The organism is Rickettsia lanei, from assembly GCF_056242675.1.
Map to the genome: position 1 here is coordinate 1,036,802 of NZ_CP172233.1, position 20,228 is coordinate 1,057,029.

Sequence of the window (20,228 nt, forward strand, 5' to 3'; positions counted from 1 at the left end):
AATTAAAAATACCTGATCTTTATTTTTAAAAATTTTTTAAAATAGATTTAGAATATTTAAACATTGCAAGTGATTTTATGGCTGTTATAAATAATAAAAACTATCAAAAAGTTGTAGAAAAAGTTTTATCTTCTTCTAAAGCTAATAAAGTACTAAAGAGTGCAATTCAGGATTTATCATCTTCAAAGAGTATAAGCTTAAGAACGATATTACTCGGAGCAAGATTTATTTTAACTAATCCTGTAAATACTTATAATCTTGTTAAGCTTGCTAACTCTTCTAAGATATATCTTGATCCGGAATTTCAAAAATCACTTCTTAAAAAATCTCCAATATGGGAATTTTTAAAAAAACATTCGGATGATTTGCCTAAAATAGGTCAAATCTTAGCAAATGCAGGCTTTAGAGAATTTCAAGATAAGAGTGCTTTAGATGAAAAGGGACTCGAAATACTAAAAGAATGTTTTAAAAATGAACAAGTACTTAAAACACTTCAAGAAATTGCAGTTGAAGTAAAGCAAGAGCTACCGGACTGGAATAAAGTGACTTCTAGAACTTTAGATATGCTGGTTACCGATAAAAACTTCCAAAAATTCTTTAACGAAAAGAGTGAAGATATTACGAAATACATACGTACAGGAGCAACTGAAATACTTCCAAGCGATTATATAAAAACTTTTGATTATATATTACAAAAACCCGAAAAGAAAAATTTATTAAAAATATTTAATGATCATCCTGATTTTAAGCAAGAACTGGCTAAAAATATAAACAATCCTAATACTCTAAAAAGATTTAATAAGTTATCTCCTGAAAAACAAATAATTATTGAAAATTTCTTAGAAGAAGCAAAAGAACAAGCTAAACCTTTCTTAAAAGAACATTTTGAAACCTACAAAATTGATCTTAATATTTTAGATATTATTCCTACTTTATTAAATAAAATGCCTGAGATAAAAGAGATTTTTGATACTCTTAATGCTCCAAATCAAGGTGTAATGATATCTCTTGAGAAATCCTTAGAAATGGTAGCTGGTGATGATAAATTAAAAAGTTTTTTTGCTAATAATAAAACAATCTTACCAAATATTGCTTTAGGTATTATTGAAAATACTCCTAGCGTACAAAACGTAACAAAAGAATATAATTTTGATAAACAAATGCTTAGTATTGTAGGCGAAGTTATGTCAAAACCGGAAGTTGCTCATGAGATTATTGCAGACTTAAATAAAGGCGATTATATGAGTTTAACCGGTAATATAATCTCCGCCCTTAATGATCTTACATTTAAATTAAAAGATATATTAGTAGAGCAAAGTAAAGGAGGTCTATTGGATAATTTAATTACAGGAGTTTTAGAACAAGATGCAAAAAATAGCCAAACTATAAAACAACAACTTATAAATTATAGTCTGGAAGCGCGTGATGTGACAAAGCTAACGAGCATAATGCCTATATTACTTGATCAATCTGAATCATTAAAAAAGGTTTTTCGAGATTTTATTCAAGGTGATTATACGGGAATGGCAAAAGAGTTAATAGCTTTAACTAAAGACAATCCTGAAATTAAAAAATATTTAAACAATAATAGAGAAATATTTGCAAGTATTTTAGATAAAACTTTAGTAAAAATACCAGGTATAAATAACCTTGATAAGAAAGAATTATATAATATACTTCCATCAATGTTAAACCATCCTAATGAATTAGTTAAAGTTATAGAAGAGGTTGAAAAAAGTAATTATCGTGAGGCTGCTAGTGCTATATATAATCTAGCTCAAAAAACAAATTATTTGGAAGGGCAATTGCCGAATATTATAACAGCAGGTTTTAGCTATGCTACTGAAAAACTAAAAGACGTATTTAGTCCATCACAAGATTTTAAAGATAAAACTATAGATGCAATTACTCTTAGAAATAATTTACATAAAATACAAAATGGAAAATTCAGCTTAGAGGGAGCTATATTAGTAGGTGATTTATCTAATATCGACTTCTCAGGCGTATCATTAAAAAATGCAGATTTAACTAAAGTCACTTCTTTAAAAGATTGTAATTTTAAAAATATTAATTTAGCAGAGGCTAAATTACCTGATAATTTAATGCTACTTACTGATACTTACAATCTTGATAAGGCTATCCCTCCTTTAGTACCTACACTAATTAAAGAACAACAAGCAAAATTAATTGATAAGGCAATTGATAAATTATTTTTACAAATACAAGCTGAAGGAAAAAGAAATGTACTTAGTAAAAAAAATTTTGCTCAACAAGTAAAAAGATTATATGAAGAAAATCAAACGATTAAAGACTATATTATAGAAAAACTAAATTCACTACCTATGAATATGGTTACTAACCTAGCTACTCCTAGAACAAATCAATATAAACATATTACAAATCATGTAAATTCTCCACTACAAGTATTGAACCCTTTATATGAAAATATTGCAAATAAACAAAATATTAAGAGTAATTTATTGGCAAATATTTTAAGCGAGAAAATATCACAAAAACTTTTTGATAAAGGTGATAATAGAGGTGAAGATTTTTACATGATAAATCAGATGCTAAAACCTATCGTTTCTGAATATTCTAAAGAAAATCCTGATAATATAAATAATTTTTTAGAGCCAACAAATCTAGAAAAGTTAGCAAGTAATATTGCCTCTACTTTATATTCTAAATCTCAATATACTGGGGTAGGCACTATTACCGGTGGAATTTATTTACCAAAAGAAATCTTCAATGAACAGTTAAAAGATAACTTTAAAAATGAGTTCGAAAATATTAATAAATTAAATGTTTTAAAAGCAACAAAAAATATAGTTTCAAATTTAGATAGTAAAGTGCATGTAGTAGATAATCACGATAAATCACATACTTACGCATCATTACCTACAAAAAGTAAACAAATACACAGATAACTCCATAAATCTTAGATCAAATTGATTTAATTACCATATTATGTAATATAAATTAAAATATTTAAGTAGTGCTTAATTTATTTCTTTGAATCAATTTTAAGATAATTTAATGTTTATGTAATTAAATATATTTCATTATTTTTACGGCAGTTACAAATTCCATTAAAGATATTAAATTAAAGAATTTTAATAAAACTGTTAAAAGGACATTATCTTCTACTGATGCAGCAAGGCATTGACAAGCTTTATTTATGACCTTGCTGCATCTCCAAAGAAAAAATATTACCAGTTAGTATAGGAGCATTATTAAAAGGTGCGAAGTTTGCCTTCACTAATCCCGTAAATAGTTATAATCTTGTTAAACTTGCAAGCTCCTCTGATATATATCTTGATTCAAAGTGTCAAAAATCTGTTCTTGAAAAATCCGAAATATAGGATTTTCTACAAAAGCATTCCGATGATTTACCAAAAATAGGACCAATCTTAGCAAAAGCAGGTTTTAGAGAATTTCAAGATAAGAGTGCTTTAGATGAAAAGAGACTCGAAATACTAAAAGAATGTTTTAAAAATGATGCTGTACTTAAAAGCCTTCAAGAAATTGTACTTGAGATAAAGCAAGAAGTACGGGACTATGAATAAAGTAACTTCTCAAACATTAGGAATGTTATCCACGGATAAAAATTGCTGAAAATTGTTTAATGAAAAAGGTAACGATATTGCGAATTACATAACTGAAATACTTCCAAGCGACTATATAAAAGCTTTTAATGATATATTACAAAAACCTCAAAGTCAATGACACATATGCAAAAGTTATAAAAATATTTAATGAACATCCTGAGTTTAAAAAAGAGCTGGCTGAAAATATAAACAATCCTAATGCTCTAAAAAGGTTTAATAAATTATCTCCTGAAAAATAAATAATTATAGAAGGTTTCTTAATAGAAACTAAAGAACAAGCGAAACCTTTCTTAAAAGAATATTTTGAAAGCTATAAAGTGGATGTAGAGACTATTCCTACTTTATTAAATAAAATGCCTGAAACAACAGAGATTTTTGATACTCTGAATGCAAATCAAGGAGTAATGGTGGCTCGTGGAAATCTTTAGAAATGGTAGCGGGTGACGATAAATTAAAAAGTTTTGTTGCTGATAATAAAACAGTCTTATCAGATATTGCCGCAGCTATTATTGAAAATACTCCGAATATACAAAGCATAACGCAAGAATATAATTTCGATAAACAAATGCTTAGTATAGTAGATGAAGTTATGTCAAAACCGGAAGTTGCTCATGAGATTATTGCAGACTTAAATAAAGGCGATTATGAGTTTAACCGGTAATATAATCTCCGCCCTTAATAGATCCTTCATTTAAATTAAAAGATATATTAGTAGAGCAAAGTAAAGAGGGTTTATTCGATAATTTAATTAAAGGCATTTTAGAGCAAGATGAAACAAATAGCCACACTATAAACAGCAGCTTGAAAATTATGGACTAGAAACAACAGATACTACAAAACTTACGAATGTAATGCCTATATTACTTGATAATCCTGAATAATTAAAAAAGGTTTTTGATGGATTTGTTAAAGGGATTATACAGGAATAGCTAAAGAATTGGTAATGTTAACTAAAGATAATCCCGAGATCAAAAAATATTTAAACGATAATAAGGAAATATTTACAGGTATTTTAGATAAAACTTTAAAAGATGTACCCGGTATAAATAAGCTCGATAAGAAAGAATTATATAGTATACTAACACCTATGCTCAATCAACCGGATAAGCTGATTCCAATCTTAGAAAATATTGCAAATAAAAAATATATTAATGTTGCTACTAGTATAGGTAGTTTAGTTTGGAAAGAAGGACAAGCACTGAATATTATTAAACAAATCCTAAATGTTGTTCAAGCAGGAGTTGGTTATTTTAATCAAAAATCTGATAAGAAACCAGAATTAGAAAATAAAGTTCCGGCTGATGTATTAAAAGCAGCACAAAGTATCGTCTCAAATTTAAATAGTAAGATTAATATTGTAGGACCTAAGACAAATACACTTTCCATTACTCCTATTTCCAATAATAAAAAGAAAGAAGCAATACGTAGATAAGCTATATAGTGTTAAAAGGGTTTTTTAAAATTTGAGTAAATTCTTCTTGGTTAGCATATTCCAATGTGATTTTATCTTGTATCTGATTTTTAAACCAAGTAACTTGTCTTTTAGCATACTGACGGGTTCGTATTTGAGCTGCATTTAAAGCCTCATCTAAAGTGAGATTGCCGTTTAAATAAGCTAAAATTTCTTTTATCCCTACAGCTTTCAAATTCGTATAATCTTTAGGAGCAAATTGCTTTTTTATTAAAGCTATTTCGTCAATTGCCCCTTCTTTAAATATCTTATCTAAACGCTCATCACATGTTTTATATAAAAACTTTCGCTCAGGATTTAAGAAAATAATTTTGCAATTAAAGTCAGATAAGATTTGTTCTTTTGGCAAAGTTTGAAAAGAAAAAATAGATTTACCGGTTTGCATGAATACTTCATAAGCTCTAATTAAACGCTGAGTATCATTTTGGTTTATTTTAGAAGCAGCAAGCGGGTCAAACTTCTCTAATTTACCCCATAATTCTATATTGCCTATTTTAACATGTAAATTTCTTACCTTTGCTTGTAAATCTTCTGATATATCAGGAATATTATTATAGCCAAAAACTAAAGAATTAATATATAAACCCGTTCCACCTATTAATATAGGTAGCTTACCTCTGTCGGTTATTTCTTTTATTTTTTCTGTCGCAAGTTTTAGATATTTTATTACCGAGAAATCTTCTGTCATTGATAAGAAGTTATATAAGTGATACAAGATTTCAGTTTTGTAGCTTTTCGGAGGGGAGGCGGTAATAATAGGAATTTCCTTATAAACCTGCATTGAGTCGATATTAATGATTTCGCCGTTATAAGCTTTAGCCAGTTCATGACCTAAATAAGACTTCCCGCTAGCAGTCGGCCCGCATAATATAATTATACTCTTCTGCTTTGAAGAATTGTTTCTGCAAAACTTCGGATCACCTATTAAATATAGGCTGTGCGTACTCGCTCCTCGTTTTACATTCCCATTCTCCAAATCATTTGAGTATATTTCTTTCTTTGTCACTTGTTTAACTAATAAATACAAACTTGTATAGTCATTGCAAGCCAGCATTTATGATGGCGTGGCAAGCTCAGGAGTTTTTTTATATTATCTTATGAGATTGCCGCGCCGTTGCTAACGTAACTCCTCGCAATGACGGAAAAACCTATCCATGTAACAACGCCTAGCAGGAATGACCTCATACCCTTAAACGGTTTCATTAGTATGTCCTAAAGTGTCAGTATTAGCATTACTATCTGCTGGTCCACTAAATGTTATTGTACCAAGTTTGTTGTCATAATTAATAGTTGGAGCACTAAATAAGCCCGCATCACTGTAGTCAATGGTCAGACTATTTAAACCATTAAATGCGGCTACGTCACTGTTAAGAGGATTATCAGTAGGCTCAAGGTCTTTATGTTTTATTACTAATGGTGCCTCAATGTTAATATTTAATGTATTTACACCTATTGGCGTTATTGTCACTAATCTAGTATCAACAAATAAGTGATTGATATTTGAGATTTTTAACATATTATTTTGCTTGATATTAATTTAATGTAAGAAAAATATATAAAATAATATTTTAGAAAGCAATGATGTGTTAATAATTAATTAATAACCCGTATTTTTCAAGATATTTATTAATTATAGTGATTATTTCCTCTAAACCATTCTTACTATCTGATTCAGCCCTTGCAACTATAATAGATTCGGTATTAGAGCTACGCAAGAGCCACCAACCATGTGCAGTATTTACCCGTACACCGTCTATATCATTAAACTCCATTTTCTCTTCTAATGCTTTTTCTTTAATCTCTTTAATAATTTGTAATTTTAACTCTGAAGGAACAACAATTTTAATTTCCGGTGTACTATAGCTTTTCGGTACATCCTCTATTATCTCATCTAGAGTTTTACTTGATCTACTAAGTAAATCTAAAAATCTAAGAGCTGCATAAATTGCATCGTCAAAACCAAAATATTTATCGGCAAAAAATATATGCCCGCTCATTTCGCCAGCGAGTAAAGCCTTTGTCTCAAGCATTTTGCTTTTAATAAAAGGATGACCTGTTCGCCATATTATAGGATGTCCTCCATATGATTTTATTTTAGCGACTATAAATTGGCTGACTTTTACATCAACTATTATAGTTGCGTTTGGATTTTCCTTTAAAATATCCTCAGCAAAAATGCATAAAATTTGATCACCTAATAATATTTTACCGCTTGAGCTTATAATGCCGATTCTATCACCGTCACCGTCAAAAGCTATACCAAGGTCACAATTTTGTTCTTTAACCACTTTTATTAACTCCTGCAAATTAGCAGGATTTGTAGGATCAGGATGATGGCTTGGAAAATTCCCGTCAATTTTACTATGTATGATTATATTCTTGTTTGAGAGATGCTTTTTAAGTTCTTCAACAATATCGCCGGTTGCTCCATTGCCGCAATCCCAAGCCACTTTTAATTTTGGATTAATGTTTATGCCATCTAAAATACGTTTTAGGTATTTAGATTGTATATTATGGATTCCTGCTTTCGCAGGAATGACATAAGGGAATGCTGGTGTGGTATTGGAATAGTTATCCAAAATCTTAGTCAATAACTCCTGTATCTGATCACCGAAAAAAGGTTTACCGTTTTGTAGTATTTTAAAGCCGTTATCGTCACGAGGATTGTGTGACCCCGTGACCATAATACTACCGACGGGCGTCAAGTGTTTATCGGCAAAATATAAAACTGGTGTTGGAACTACGCCAATATTTATGATTTCAGCCCCTGCATTAGTTAATCCTAGTTCTAAAGCTTTACAAAGGGTAGGGGAGCTAAGCCGACCGTCTAAACCGACACAGATTTTATCGTTATCTTTCGTTATAGTCATCTCGGCAAAACCAAAGCCGATTTTATAAGCTACTTCTTCCGTTAAATCTTTAAGGCTATTGCCTCTTATATCATAAGCCCTAAAAATTTCTTTGTTAATTTGCATAGAAAACTGTTTGGAATATTATTACATGGCTCTTATGTCATTCCTACAAAAGAGCCTTGTTGCATGGCTCGAAAAACCTACTCGATGTTATCCCCGCGTAGGCGGGCATGACATAAAACAATCCATGCAACAACACCTGCAAGTCGCTCGCAATAACGAATTGGCATAGTCTAAAAACTAAAGCTCTCACCTAAATACACTTCCTTAACTTTTTTGCTATTTGCTATTTCCTTAGCACTACCTTCTAATAATACTTTACCTTCAAAAATAACATAAGCACGGTCGACTATATCTAGAGTATCACGTACATTATGGTCGGTAATTAATATACCTATCTTAAATTCACGTAAATAAGTAATTAGATTTTTAATATCGGAAATAGCAAGCGGGTCAATACCGGCAAGCGGTTCATCAAGCATGATAAATTTAGGCTCTATTGCAAGTACACGTGCAATCTCAAGCCTACGCCTTTCACCGCCTGATAAGCTAGCAGCGGATAAATCTTTTAAATGAACTATCGAAAACTTCTCTAACAAATTATGGGTTTTTTGTGCAATTACTTCTTTATCATTGTTAGATATCTCAACTACAGCCTTAATATTATCTTCAACCGACAATTCCCGAAATATCGAAGGTTCTTGAAGAAGATAGCCGAGTCCAAGCCTTGCTCGTAAATAAATAGGCAAGTTGGTAATATTTATATCATTTAAAAGTAATTGCCCTGAGTCCAGTTTCATTAAACCGATAATAATGTTAAAGCAAGTTGTTTTACCGGCTCCATTCGGACCGAATAAACCAACTATCTCTCCTTGTTTTATATTCAGAGATATATCAGTTAATATATTCCTTTTTTTGTAGGATTTTGATATATTTTTAATGTGTAAGCTGTCCATCTTTTTTATTTGTTAAGATTTTGTTGCGTGGATTAATTTTCAACGTCATTGCGAGGAAATTACTAAGTAATTGACGAAGCAATCCAGTTAAAAATATTAATCTTTAGCATTTTTTTAATTATTTTCTGGGTTGTCACACTTCTTGCAATCGCTTGCAATGACGTACCAACGGTAAATAGCTCTATTTTTTAATAATATCTACATAGTAGATTAGTTTATTAGTTTTTAAAACATTATCGTCACGCTGTAATATTACATTACCAAGTAGAATAAGTTGTTTATTATCGCAAAAATATTTAGCACTATCTGCAAGTAATAATTCATTATTTATTTTTCTTTCTACAGTCAATTTAGTAGGGACAACTATATGATCAATAGTTTGCTTTTCATCTATTGTTTTATAAAAAATATATAATTCTTTCGTTCTAAGTATCGCATTATCGAAGTAAACAATAACATTTCCAAGATATGCTGCTTTTTGTTTGGTTCTATCAATAATTAAACTATCAGATGTGATATGTAAATTTGAAATATTTTTATCATTAGCATATATTATATTACTAATTATAAGAAGTAAAACAAGTTTAATAATAGACATCTTTCCAAACTTTGCTTCTAGAGGTAATTTAGACGTCAAATCGGTACTCGTATCCTCAAGTACTTCTTTGTACGCTGCGGTGCTACATTCCATATCTCCTTTAAATTCCTCTCTATAAGCTGGTTTGGCAAGATGTCTAATCCGATAAATCGATGATTGTAGAGACATTGCCTCTAAAAATTATAATATTATTTTCATCTTTTGTATTAAAACTATCCGAAGTAATTGAAGAGTTTTTGTAAAGTAACGTAACAGGGGAATGACCGGTTATATTCTTATTTACTAAATCAATCCTTGCATCGTTAGTGTTAAATATGATCTCATCAAAAAGAAGTTTTACATCGTTTTTTAAATCTAATATGCTTGATTCTTCATCTAAAAAGCCTTCTTTCGCATTGATAATAAGAGTTTGATCTTGATTTACGTTATAAATAGCATTTATTATATCTAGTTTATATTTGTTATTCGACTCTTTTATAGCTCGTTCAGTTTTAATCTTATACGTATTTAAATTTTTACTTACTCCTTCAAAAATTGAATCTTTCAATATAATATTATACTTTAAATCAAAATTTTTATTGTCTTTTAAACTTTTTTTTGTAACGTTAATATCGTTTTTTTCATTAATATAACCGCTTTTAATTAATATATACCCTATATATAAAATTCCAACTGTTATTAAAAGATATACAGATTTCCAAATTTTTTTTCGCCGTTTATAAGAAGAGGGCATAGATTTTAGCTAACCCCTATGCGTAGTAAATCATGAATATGAATAATGCCTATAATAATATTATCATCAACAATCGGTATATTAGTGATATTTTTGGCTTTCATTAAATTTAAAGCCTCTTTTGCAAATATTTCCGATGAGATATGAATAGGGTTTTTGGTCATAATGCTTGATGCTGTTTTTAAGTGGATTTGATCGTTAATATGACGACGTAAATCCCCATCGGTTATAATTCCCACCAAATTTTGGTTTTTATCTGTTACAAGCGTACAACCTAAACGTTTTTTATTCATAATAATTATAGTTTTGGCAAAGGAAGTATCTTCATATACTAAAGGTATTTCATCACCGCTACGCATTAGGTTTTTAATTTTTGTTAAATTAGCGCCGATTGTACCTCCCGGATGATAAATTTTAAAATCATCTTTAGTAAAGCCTCGTTTTTCATGTATAACAGTCATTAAAGCATCACCGAGTGATAGCATGATTAAAGATGATATAGTAGGAACTCCAATTACAGAAGCTTCCTGGTATTCAGGTACTAGTAATAAAAAATCGCTTCTTTTAGCTAAAGTAGAATTCTTATTCATTGTCATTGCAGCAATTTTTATGGAAGAGTTCTTGCAATATTCAATTATATTAAATAGTTCTTTAGTTTCGCCGGAATTAGATAACATAATTACTAGATCATTTTTCGTCACCATACCTAAATCGCCGTGACTTGCTTCTGCCGGATGTAAATAAAAAGCAGGCATACCGGTTGAAGAAAAGCTAGCAGCGATTTTTCTTGCAATATAACCGCTTTTGCCTATGCCGGTTAGGATTATCCGTCCTTTGAAAGATAGTAAAAATTCTATAATTCTGTTAAAGTCTTCAGGGATATTTTCGGATAATTTTTCTAAAGCACTTGCTTCACTAGAAATAACCCTCTTTGCGATGATTCGGTAATTATTTGTGTTGGTCATTTATGTACTCATTGTCATACCGTGGCTTATCCACGGTATCTAGCAAATTATTAGTATTATGAGCTATTTTTGTGGATACCCGAACCGTCATTGCGAACAGCCGTAGGCTGCACGGCAATCTCATGAAATAATAACAAACTCCTGAGATTGCTTCGTCAATTACTTCGTAATTTCCTTGCAATGACGATTAAGCTTCATATCAATTAAAATACTTACGTTCTGTAATTACTTCAGCAATTTCAGCATTATTATCTTCATTCCAAGCGCGTTTTTTACTAGAATCATGTCGCTGCTCAGGTTCTGAATTGTCCTTAGTATTATTAACATTAGTTTTTGGCTTTGTATTATTTGAAGATTTATCTTTATCGGCATTTTTAATAGTTAATTTTGCTTTGCCTTTATTATCAAAGCCTATTAGCTTAACTTTTACTATATCGCCTTGTTTTAAAACACTGCTAACCGTTTCTATTCTTTCTCCTGATACTTCACTAATATGCACAAAGCCGTCTTTATTACCTACATAATTAATAAAAGCACCGGAATCTAAGACTTTCACTACCGTACCGTTAAATATTTCACCGATTTCAGGTTCAACGACAATAGCTTTAATTTTATCTAAGGCAACTTTTAGCTTATCTCTATCTGAAGCATAAACAGACACCGTACCGTCATCGCTTATATCTATTTTAGCACCGCTAGTTTCACAAATTTCCTTTATTACTTTACCTCCCGGTCCTATAATATCTCTAATTTTATCCTTATCTATTTTTATAGTAGTAGTAGAAGGAGCATTTTTACTTAGTTCGTTATTTGGTTTACTGATAACTTTATTCATTTGCTCCAGTATATGCAAACGACCGAGTCGTGCTTGCTCTAAAGCTACTTTCATTATTTTAAAATCTACTCCGGATATTTTGATATCCATTTGTAATGCAGTAATCCCTTCGCTAGTTCCTGCAACCTTAAAGTCCATATCACCGAAATAATCTTCATCGCCGAGAATATCCGATAATACGGCAAAATTTTTACCTTCCTTAACAAGTCCCATAGCAATACCCGCAACCGGTGCTTTTATCGGTACGCCGGCATACATTAAAGCAAGAGAACTACCGCAAACAGTTGCCATTGAAGAAGAACCGTTAGATTCCGTAGTTTCGGCAACTACTCTAATAGAATAAGGAAATTGTACTTTATTAGGTAATATTGGATTAATAGCACGCCATGCGAGTTTACCGTGTCCGACTTCACGACGACTAGGTGCTTTCATTGGCATTGCTTCATTTACAGAGTAGGGCGGGAAGATATAATTGAGCATAAAACGCTCTTTATACTCACCCTCTAAACTGTCAACTATCTGCTCATCTAAACTAGTACCGAATGTAGTACTAACTAAGCTTTGCGTTTCACCTCTAGTAAATAAAGCTGAACCATGTGCGGAAGGTAGTAAACCTATTTCACAAGCAATTTGTCTTATATCCGTGGTACTTCTTCCATCGATACGTCTATTTTTTTCTAAAATCTCGTTACGTAATATATCTGATTCAATAGCTTTTAAAGCTGATTCGATTTGATAATGACTATATTTTTTATTTTCTATGTCGCTTACAAAATGTGTAAGAACTTTTTCATGTATTAAATCTAAATTAGTGCTACGTTCTTGTTTAGATTTCATTGCAAAAGCTTGTTCAATTTCTTTTACAAATAACTTCTCAATTTCTTTCTTTAATGAAGCAGGATATAAAGCTTGCATTTCAAGTTTTGGTTTTTTAGCTTCTTCTGCTAGTGCTTTAATTATCTTTATTACCGGCTGAAAGCTTTCAAATCCAAATTTTACAGCTTCTAACATTTGTTCTTCAGAAAGTAAATGAGCTTCCGATTCAACCATCATTACTGAATCTGATGTTCCTGCAACTACTAAATCAAGCTGACTTGTTTTTAATAATGCAAGTGTCGGATTTAAAACAAATTCACCATTGATTAAACCTACTTTACTTGCCGCAACTATTTCTAGATAAGGAGCAGGGGATAGGCTAAGTGCAGCCGATGCACCGATAATTGCAAGTATATCTACCGGAGTTTCAGGATCATATGAAAGAACACTGCAAGTTACATGCGTTTCATTCACAAAAGCCGGATGAAATAATGGTCTAATCGGTCTATCTATTAAACGAGATACTAAAACTTCTCTATCTGATGCTTTTCCCTCATGTTTAAAAAATCCTCCTGGTATCTTACCGGCAGCATATGCCATTTCTCTATAATTAATTGTTAAAGGAAGAAAACCTATGCCCTCTTTTGCTTTGTTAGCTACTACTGCCGTACATAATAAAACGGAATTACCCATTTTTACCGTAACTGCCCCGTCAGCTTGCCTTGCTATTTTACCTGTACTAAGCTCAAGCACTTGCCCGTTCCATGTAACACTCTTAGTTATTTCGTTAAACATCTATTTATCTCATCTCATAATTTATATTGTATTGTATTCTACCACGTCATTGCGAGGAAAATTACGAAGTAATTCGACGAAGCAATCTCAGGATATTTGACAAGATTGCCACGCATCCTACGGCTGCTCGCAATGACGATTATCCAACTACTTAATCTTTCTAATTCCTAGCTTACTTATTAAATCTAAATATTTGCTAACATTATTCTTTTTAATATAGTTAAGTAATCTGCGGCGGCGCCCGACTAAAATTAATAATCCGCGTCTTGAAGTATGATCTTTATGGTTAGATTTAAAATGCTCGGTTAAATTATTGATTCTTTCAGTTAAGATAGCACATTGCACTGCACTTGAACCGGTATCATTTTCCGTTATAGCATATTCTTTAATTAATTGTTGTTTACGTTCTGTAGTAATCGACATCGATAATTTCTCCTTAAATATATAGACTTCCAGTTTTAAAAGAAGTCTTATGTTAAATTAAATACTCGTAAAGAATTAAAGCAATTCTTGTTTAAGCTACCTATTGCAAGCAAAGTGCCTTTATAGCGAACCCACAAAAGATCAACAGACATCTTGCCAAACTCTACTTCTAGAGGTAATTTGTACGTCAATCCGGTACTCGCATTCTCACGCACTAAAGTGTACGCTGTGGTGCTGCGTTCCGTGTTTCCTTTAAATTCCTCTCTATAAGCAAATTTGGCAAGATGTCTAAAGTCTTTTTCATAATTAAATAAACATTTCTGTCCATATTTAATTTGCTGTGCTTGGCTGTCAGTTGCATCAAGAACCAGGATGTCGTCCAGTATTGCTTCTATCTTTATACTTTTTTCCTCTAAGGCACTTTTGGTAATTTCGTCAGGCGATTTAATTCGGATAGCATTTTCTTCTTTAAATATTCCAACCCGAGTACGGCGTAATTCTATCACAAATCCTAAACTTTGCAAGGACAATGCCAAATCTTCTGCTAAAGTCCTTATATAAGTACCTTTTGAGCATTCCGTATAGTATGTAGCGGTAGCATTTTTCTCATCAAAATTTAAACATTTTAGATCATAAATAGTTATATTTCGTGGCTTTAATTCTACTTTTTTTTCCTCTCTAGCCAATTTATAAGCTCTTACACCGTTAACTTTAAGAGCTGAAAAAGCCGGCGGTATTTGTGTTACGCTACCGATAAATTTAGAACATACGGCATAAGCTTCTTCTTGAGAAGGGACACAATCTTTCGTTGCTATTACTTTACCGGCACAATCGCCGCTATTGGTTTGCATTCCGAATTTTACGGTAAAAATATAGGTTTTTCTAGCATCAATTAGCAGATGTATCAGTTTTGTAGCTTCACCTACGGCAAACGGTAATATTCCTTCCGCTTCTACGTCTAAAGTACCGGCATGTCCTATCTTGGTTTTACCGAGTATTTTTTTTATTATGCTAACAAGTTGAGCAGAACTTATACCTCTTGGTTTATAAATATTTAACCAATAATTACTCATTTTAATGTGATTTTAACTTGACTTAAATTTAGACAATCTTTAATATATAACTCTAGCCAATAGAATAGCAAGATAGGTTAGACCAAATAATGACGATTAACCACAGTAATGTAGAAAATTCTTCCTCTAAAATCAATAGCTATTTTTCTAAACTTACCGATTATATCTGGCCTATAAAACGCCATGAAGTTTCTAAATTTTTATTCATCACTTTATTAATGTTCTGTATTTTATTTATCCAAAATCTAATCAGAGCATTAAAAGATAGTATTGTTAATACTATGATCGGTGCCGAGATTATCTCGTTTTTGAAGTTTTGGGGAGTGATGCCGTCAGCTTTTTTAATAACTGCTATATATGTAAAGCTTGTTAATAAGATGAAAGCAGAAAATATATTTTATCTTATTATATCAATATTTTTAACATTCTTTGCTCTTTTTGCTTACGTTATTTTTCCAAATCATGAAATGCTGCATTTCAGTCCTGTAACCGTTCAAAATTTAACGGCAAGTTTACCTAATTTAAAATGGTTTATATTGCTTTTATCAAAATGGAGTTTTTCGTTATTTTATATAATAGCCGAATTATGGCCAAACGTAGTTTTCGCATTACTTTTTTGGCAGTTTGTGAATAATATTACTACAGTAGAAGAATCTAAAAGATTTTATCCGTTATTCGGTTTACTTAGTCAAACAGGTATTTATTTAGCAGGGCAGTTTTTAGAAAATCTAAGTAATATTAATGATTACGTCACTAATAAATTTGCATTGCAATCGTCTTTTCATACACTTTCTATACAAATTATACTAACTATAGTATTAATTTTAGGAATAATAGCTATTAAAACCTTTTGGTTGCTTAATCATAAAGTACTAGACAAAGCGCATATGGCGTTACTCAGGTTTAAAGCAAAGAAAAAATCCATGACTATTGCCGAAAGTTTTCAGATGCTTCTATCGTCAAGACATATTAGATTAATTGCAACTTTGCTTATCTGCTATGGCATTGCCATTAATTTAGTAGAAGGTCCTTGGAAAGCAGCAGCTACTAAAATTTATAAAACTCCAACCGAATATGCAGCTTTTATAGGAAGTTATTTGAGCTATACCGGAGTATTGACTATTTTATTTGTCGTACTTGGTTCAAATATAATTAGAAGACTTGGCTGGTTTACGGCAGCTGTTATCACCCCTTTAATAGTTTTTATTACCGGTATATTATTTTTTGCCGTTAATAATTTTGAAAGATTTGCCGGCTTAATAATAGCAAATTTTATTCTAACCGATCCTGCTTTAATTGCTATAACAATAGGTGCTATTCAAAATGTGCTTAGTAAATCAAGCAAATATACCTTATTTGATTCAACAAAAGAAATGGCCTATGTTCCTTTAGATCCGGAAATAAAAATAAAAGGCAAAGCTGCTGCCGACGTGATAGGTACAAAACTCGGTAAATCTGGTAGTGCATTTTTACAGTCATTGGTATTTATAATATTACCTTCCGCTAGTTATCAATCTATTTCCATCTGTTTAATGATTATATTTATAATTACTTGCTTAACTTGGCTTTGGGCAACTAAAGCACTCAATAAAGAATATAAAAATTCTATTAAATTTTCTCAATAAAATTAGTTTTGTCTTGATATTACTAAAATCTCTATATACTATCTTTGACAGTATAACTCAAACTGTGAAAAAAGGATATGTTATGTCATTCCCGCAGAGGCGGGAATCCAGAAAAAAACGAAATAAATCGAGCTTTTAATTTAAAAATCTAGTGTGCTTAGACTTTGTAGTGACTGGATACCCGCCTACGCGGGAATGACATAAGAGGGTAAAGATCAATATAACAACATCGACTTGACTACGCATCACTTACAGTTTATGCTAATTAATTTTTGGTTAAATGAGAGGTTTTATGAGTAAAGACGGTAACCTAGATACAAGTGAATTTGATCCTTTAGCAAATAAGGAATATACAGAAGAACAAAAGCAAACATTAGAACAAGAGCAAAAAGAATTTTTATCTCAAACTACCCCAGAACTAGAAGCTGACGATGGTTTTATCGTTACTTCTGCATCTTCTACTCAATCTACCCCTTCAATGAGTGCTTTATCGGGCAATATCTCTCCTGACAGTCAGACATCAGACCCAATAACCAAGGCTGTAAGAGAAACAATTATACAACCGCAAAAAGATAATTTAATAGAACAAATATTAAAAGACCTGGCAGCCCTTACAGACCGTGATTTAGCTGAACAAAAAAGAAAAGAAATAGAAGAAGAAAAAGATAAAACATTAAGTACTTTTTTCGGTAATCCGGCTAATAGAGCATTTATTGATAAGGCTTTAGAAAAGCCTGAGCTTAAAAAGAAATTAGAATCAATAGAAATAGCCGGCTATAAAAATGTGCATAATACATTTAGCGCCGCTAGTGGATACCCTGGTGGATTTAAACCGGTACAGTGGGAAAATCACGTAAGTGCAAGCGATCTTAGAGCAACAGTAGTTAAAAATGATGCAGGTGATGAACTCTGTACCTTAAATGAAACAACTGTTAAAACTACGCCTTTTACTGTAGCTAAACAAGACGGTACTCAGGTTCAGATCAGCTCATATAGGGAAATAGATTTTCCTATAAAACTTGATAAAGCCGATGGGTCAATGCATTTATCGATGGTAGCATTAAAAGCTGATGGCACAAAGCCCTCCAAAGATAAAGCCGTATATTTCACTGCCCACTACGAAGAAGGACCAAACGGTAAACCTCAACTTAAAGAAATAAGCTCACCAAAACCTTTAAAATTTGCCGGAACCGGAGATGACGCAATAGCTTATATAGAGCATGGTGGAGAAATTTATACACTTGCGGTAACACGCGGTAAATATAAAGAAATGATGAAGGAGGTGGAACTGAACCAAGGACAGAGCGTTGATTTATCGCAAGCTGAAGATATTATAATAGGACAAGGACAAAGTAAGGAACAACCGCTAATAACTCCACAGCAAACAACAAGTTCATCGGTTGAACCACATCAGTATAAACAACAAGTACCGCCAATTACTCCTACTAACCAACCACTGCAACCTGAGACTTCACAAATGCCACAGTCGCAACAAGTGAATCCAAATCTTCTTAATGCAGCTACGGCTTTATCAGGCAGCATGCAAGATTTATTAAATTATGTAAATGTAGGTTTAACAAAAGAAATTGATAGCAATAAACAAATTGATTTGATTAAAGAAGCAGCCACGGTAATTCTTAATAATGAGAAAAGTGATATTGCTGAAAAGCAGGCTAATATCATTGCTTTCGCTGAAAATATGGTCAATAATAAAAACCTCAAACCGGATGCAAAAGTAGCTGGAGTCAATGCAGTATTAGAAACCATAAAAAATGATCAGAATACCCCAGACCTAGAAAAATCAAAAATGCTTGAAGCTACAGTAGCTATCGTTTTAAATTCAGAGAATCTTGAGCCGAAGCAAAAACAACAGGTGTTAGAAAAGGCAGTAGATGTCGGTTTAAGTCTGAAAGATGATACAAGTAGAGCTGCAGCAATTGACGGTATTAAGGATGTTGTAATAAAAAGTAACCTTTCTACTGCAATGCTTATAGCAGTAGGTGATAAGGTTAATGTCTCTGAATTAAGCAATGCGGAAAAACAAAAATTATTAGGTTCTGTATTAAAGAAAGGGGTAGAAGCCCAAGTTCTCAGTCCGGCACAACAACAATTGATGCAGCAGCATTTAGATAAGATTATGGCAGAACAAACTAAAAAAGATACAATAAAAAAAGTAAATGATATTTTGTTTGATCCTCTAAGTAATACTGAATTAAAAACAACAAACATACAAGCCATTATATCTAATGTTTTAGATGGTCCGGCTACAGCAGCAGTCAAAGGCGAAATAATTCAAGAAATTACTAACACAATTGCAGGAAGCGCGCTTGAAGCTCAAGACAAAGCAACGATTGTTAAAGGGGTAGGCGAGACTATAGCTACTCATAGTGATACCTCTTTATCCTTACCTAATAAAGCACTTATTATGGCATCAGCGGAAAAAGGTATTGCAGAAAGTCAGACCAATTTACCTGATAGAGAGCTAATGACTAAAGGGTTAGTAGACGGTATTTATGAAGGCAAAGGAGGTCCTGAAATAACTAAGGCAGTTTCTAGCGGGATCGATAATAGTAATATTAATGACTCTGAGAAAGAGGCACTTAACAAAGCTAAAGATGCAGCGAGTGAGACAGCTTTAGATAGAGACATTCACAATTTAACTGAAGGGTTAAAAGGACAGAATATAGAAGAACACAAGCCTCACGATGATATATATAACAAAGCTCGAGAAGTAATTAACGCTGTTAATCCTGTTATAGAAGCATTAGAAAAATCTAAAGAACCGGTAGTGTCAGCAGAAGAAAGAATTGTACAAGAAACTTCTAGTATATTAAATAATATCTCTAAGCTTGCAGTTGAGAAAGTCAATAATTTTCGTGCTATGCTTTCTCCAAATGGTAACCTTAAAACTCTTGAAGAAAAAAAAGAGGAATCAATAAAAAAAGTAGATGAGCTGGTAAAGGCATTTGGTACTAAATCTTCTACTGCAGAACAGCAAAGTTTCATTAAAACTAATTTAATTGATGATAAAACTTTATCTAAAGAGGTACGTTTACAAACTATAGATAAGTTATTACAAGCACAAAAACGAGCAGAAGCAATTGAAAACCCTAGTGTTAAAACGGAAGATGTAAGGGTAGTATCAGGAAAGTCTCAATTAAAACCTATAAGTAAAGATAATCCAGATATTGAAAAAGCTAAAATGGTAGTAGGAAGAGATAGAGTTAATATCAAAGGGAATATAAAAATTATGGGAGCATTAATGAATGCACGAGATATCATTCAGTCGGAAACTTTAAATAAATCAACACCTATTAAAAGAGAGTCTTCCCTTCCACAACGCTGATCAAGATTTGTATTCTGTATATTATCAAGGCAAGCAATGTTACTCCTGCTTCTGCGAGGATGACATAAATTA

Annotated in this window: 13 protein-coding genes and 1 pseudogene; 4 read left to right on the forward strand and 10 right to left on the reverse strand. The window is 31.9% G+C overall.

Annotated elements, in window-relative coordinates:
* Positions 1-77 precede the first annotated feature (77 nt).
* Both ACHBLB_RS05945 and ACHBLB_RS05950 read left to right on the forward strand, forming a co-directional pair.
* The gene (locus tag ACHBLB_RS05945; protein ID WP_475841329.1) at positions 78-2,927 is read left to right on the forward strand and encodes a pentapeptide repeat-containing protein; all 2,850 of its coding nucleotides are present in this window, start codon (positions 78-80) and stop codon (positions 2,925-2,927) included.
* A gap of 161 nt (positions 2,928-3,088) precedes the next feature.
* Positions 3,089-4,869, forward strand: a pseudogene (locus ACHBLB_RS05950) (pentapeptide repeat-containing protein); the annotation flags it as partial.
* Between the two features lie 172 nt (positions 4,870-5,041).
* Here ACHBLB_RS05950 and miaA read toward each other — a convergent pair.
* From miaA to truB, 10 genes are all read right to left on the reverse strand, one after another.
* Entirely contained in the window at positions 5,042-6,133 is a 1,092-nt protein-coding gene (miaA, locus tag ACHBLB_RS05955) for a tRNA (adenosine(37)-N6)-dimethylallyltransferase MiaA (RefSeq protein ID WP_475841331.1), read from the reverse strand.
* A gap of 135 nt (positions 6,134-6,268) precedes the next feature.
* A complete protein-coding gene (locus ACHBLB_RS05960; RefSeq protein ID WP_475841334.1) occupies positions 6,269-6,595 on the reverse strand; it encodes a hypothetical protein in 327 nt (108 codons plus the stop codon).
* Between the two features lie 70 nt (positions 6,596-6,665).
* Complete coding sequence (locus ACHBLB_RS05965; protein WP_475841336.1) at positions 6,666-8,054, reverse strand: phosphomannomutase/phosphoglucomutase; 1,389 nt, start codon at positions 8,052-8,054, stop codon at positions 6,666-6,668.
* 170 nt (positions 8,055-8,224) lie between these two features.
* A complete protein-coding gene (gene lptB / locus ACHBLB_RS05970) occupies positions 8,225-8,947 on the reverse strand; it encodes an LPS export ABC transporter ATP-binding protein (protein ID WP_475841338.1) in 723 nt (240 codons plus the stop codon).
* A gap of 181 nt (positions 8,948-9,128) precedes the next feature.
* Entirely contained in the window at positions 9,129-9,545 is a 417-nt protein-coding gene (locus ACHBLB_RS05975) for an LptA/OstA family protein (RefSeq protein ID WP_475842777.1), read from the reverse strand.
* 136 nt (positions 9,546-9,681) lie between these two features.
* Positions 9,682-10,278 (reverse strand): LPS export ABC transporter periplasmic protein LptC, encoded by a 597-nt coding sequence (lptC, locus tag ACHBLB_RS05980; protein WP_475841340.1) that lies wholly within the window; start codon positions 10,276-10,278, stop codon positions 9,682-9,684.
* 5 nt (positions 10,279-10,283) lie between these two features.
* Positions 10,284-11,243, reverse strand: a complete 960-nt coding sequence (locus ACHBLB_RS05985) for a KpsF/GutQ family sugar-phosphate isomerase (protein ID WP_475841343.1) — start codon at positions 11,241-11,243, stop codon at positions 10,284-10,286.
* A 199-nt stretch (positions 11,244-11,442) separates the two neighbouring features.
* Positions 11,443-13,689 (reverse strand): polyribonucleotide nucleotidyltransferase, encoded by a 2,247-nt coding sequence (gene pnp / locus ACHBLB_RS05990; protein ID WP_475841346.1) that lies wholly within the window; start codon positions 13,687-13,689, stop codon positions 11,443-11,445.
* 147 nt (positions 13,690-13,836) lie between these two features.
* Positions 13,837-14,112, reverse strand: coding sequence for a 30S ribosomal protein S15 (gene rpsO / locus ACHBLB_RS05995; protein ID WP_004995678.1), 276 nt, complete (start codon positions 14,110-14,112; stop codon positions 13,837-13,839).
* A 47-nt stretch (positions 14,113-14,159) separates the two neighbouring features.
* A complete protein-coding gene (gene truB / locus ACHBLB_RS06000; RefSeq protein WP_475841348.1) occupies positions 14,160-15,185 on the reverse strand; it encodes a tRNA pseudouridine(55) synthase TruB in 1,026 nt (341 codons plus the stop codon).
* Between the two features lie 89 nt (positions 15,186-15,274).
* Here truB and tlc4 point away from each other — a divergent pair, with 89 nt between their 5' ends.
* Positions 15,275-16,810: an NTP/NDP exchange transporter Tlc4 gene (gene tlc4, locus ACHBLB_RS06005; protein ID WP_475841351.1), complete on the forward strand. Its 1,536-nt coding sequence runs from the start codon at positions 15,275-15,277 to the stop codon at positions 16,808-16,810.
* Positions 16,811-17,102: 292 nt separating this feature from the next.
* The gene (locus ACHBLB_RS06010) at positions 17,103-20,156 is read left to right on the forward strand and encodes a Sca4 family spreading effector (protein ID WP_475841354.1); all 3,054 of its coding nucleotides are present in this window, start codon (positions 17,103-17,105) and stop codon (positions 20,154-20,156) included.
* The last annotated feature ends 72 nt before the right edge of the window (positions 20,157-20,228 follow it).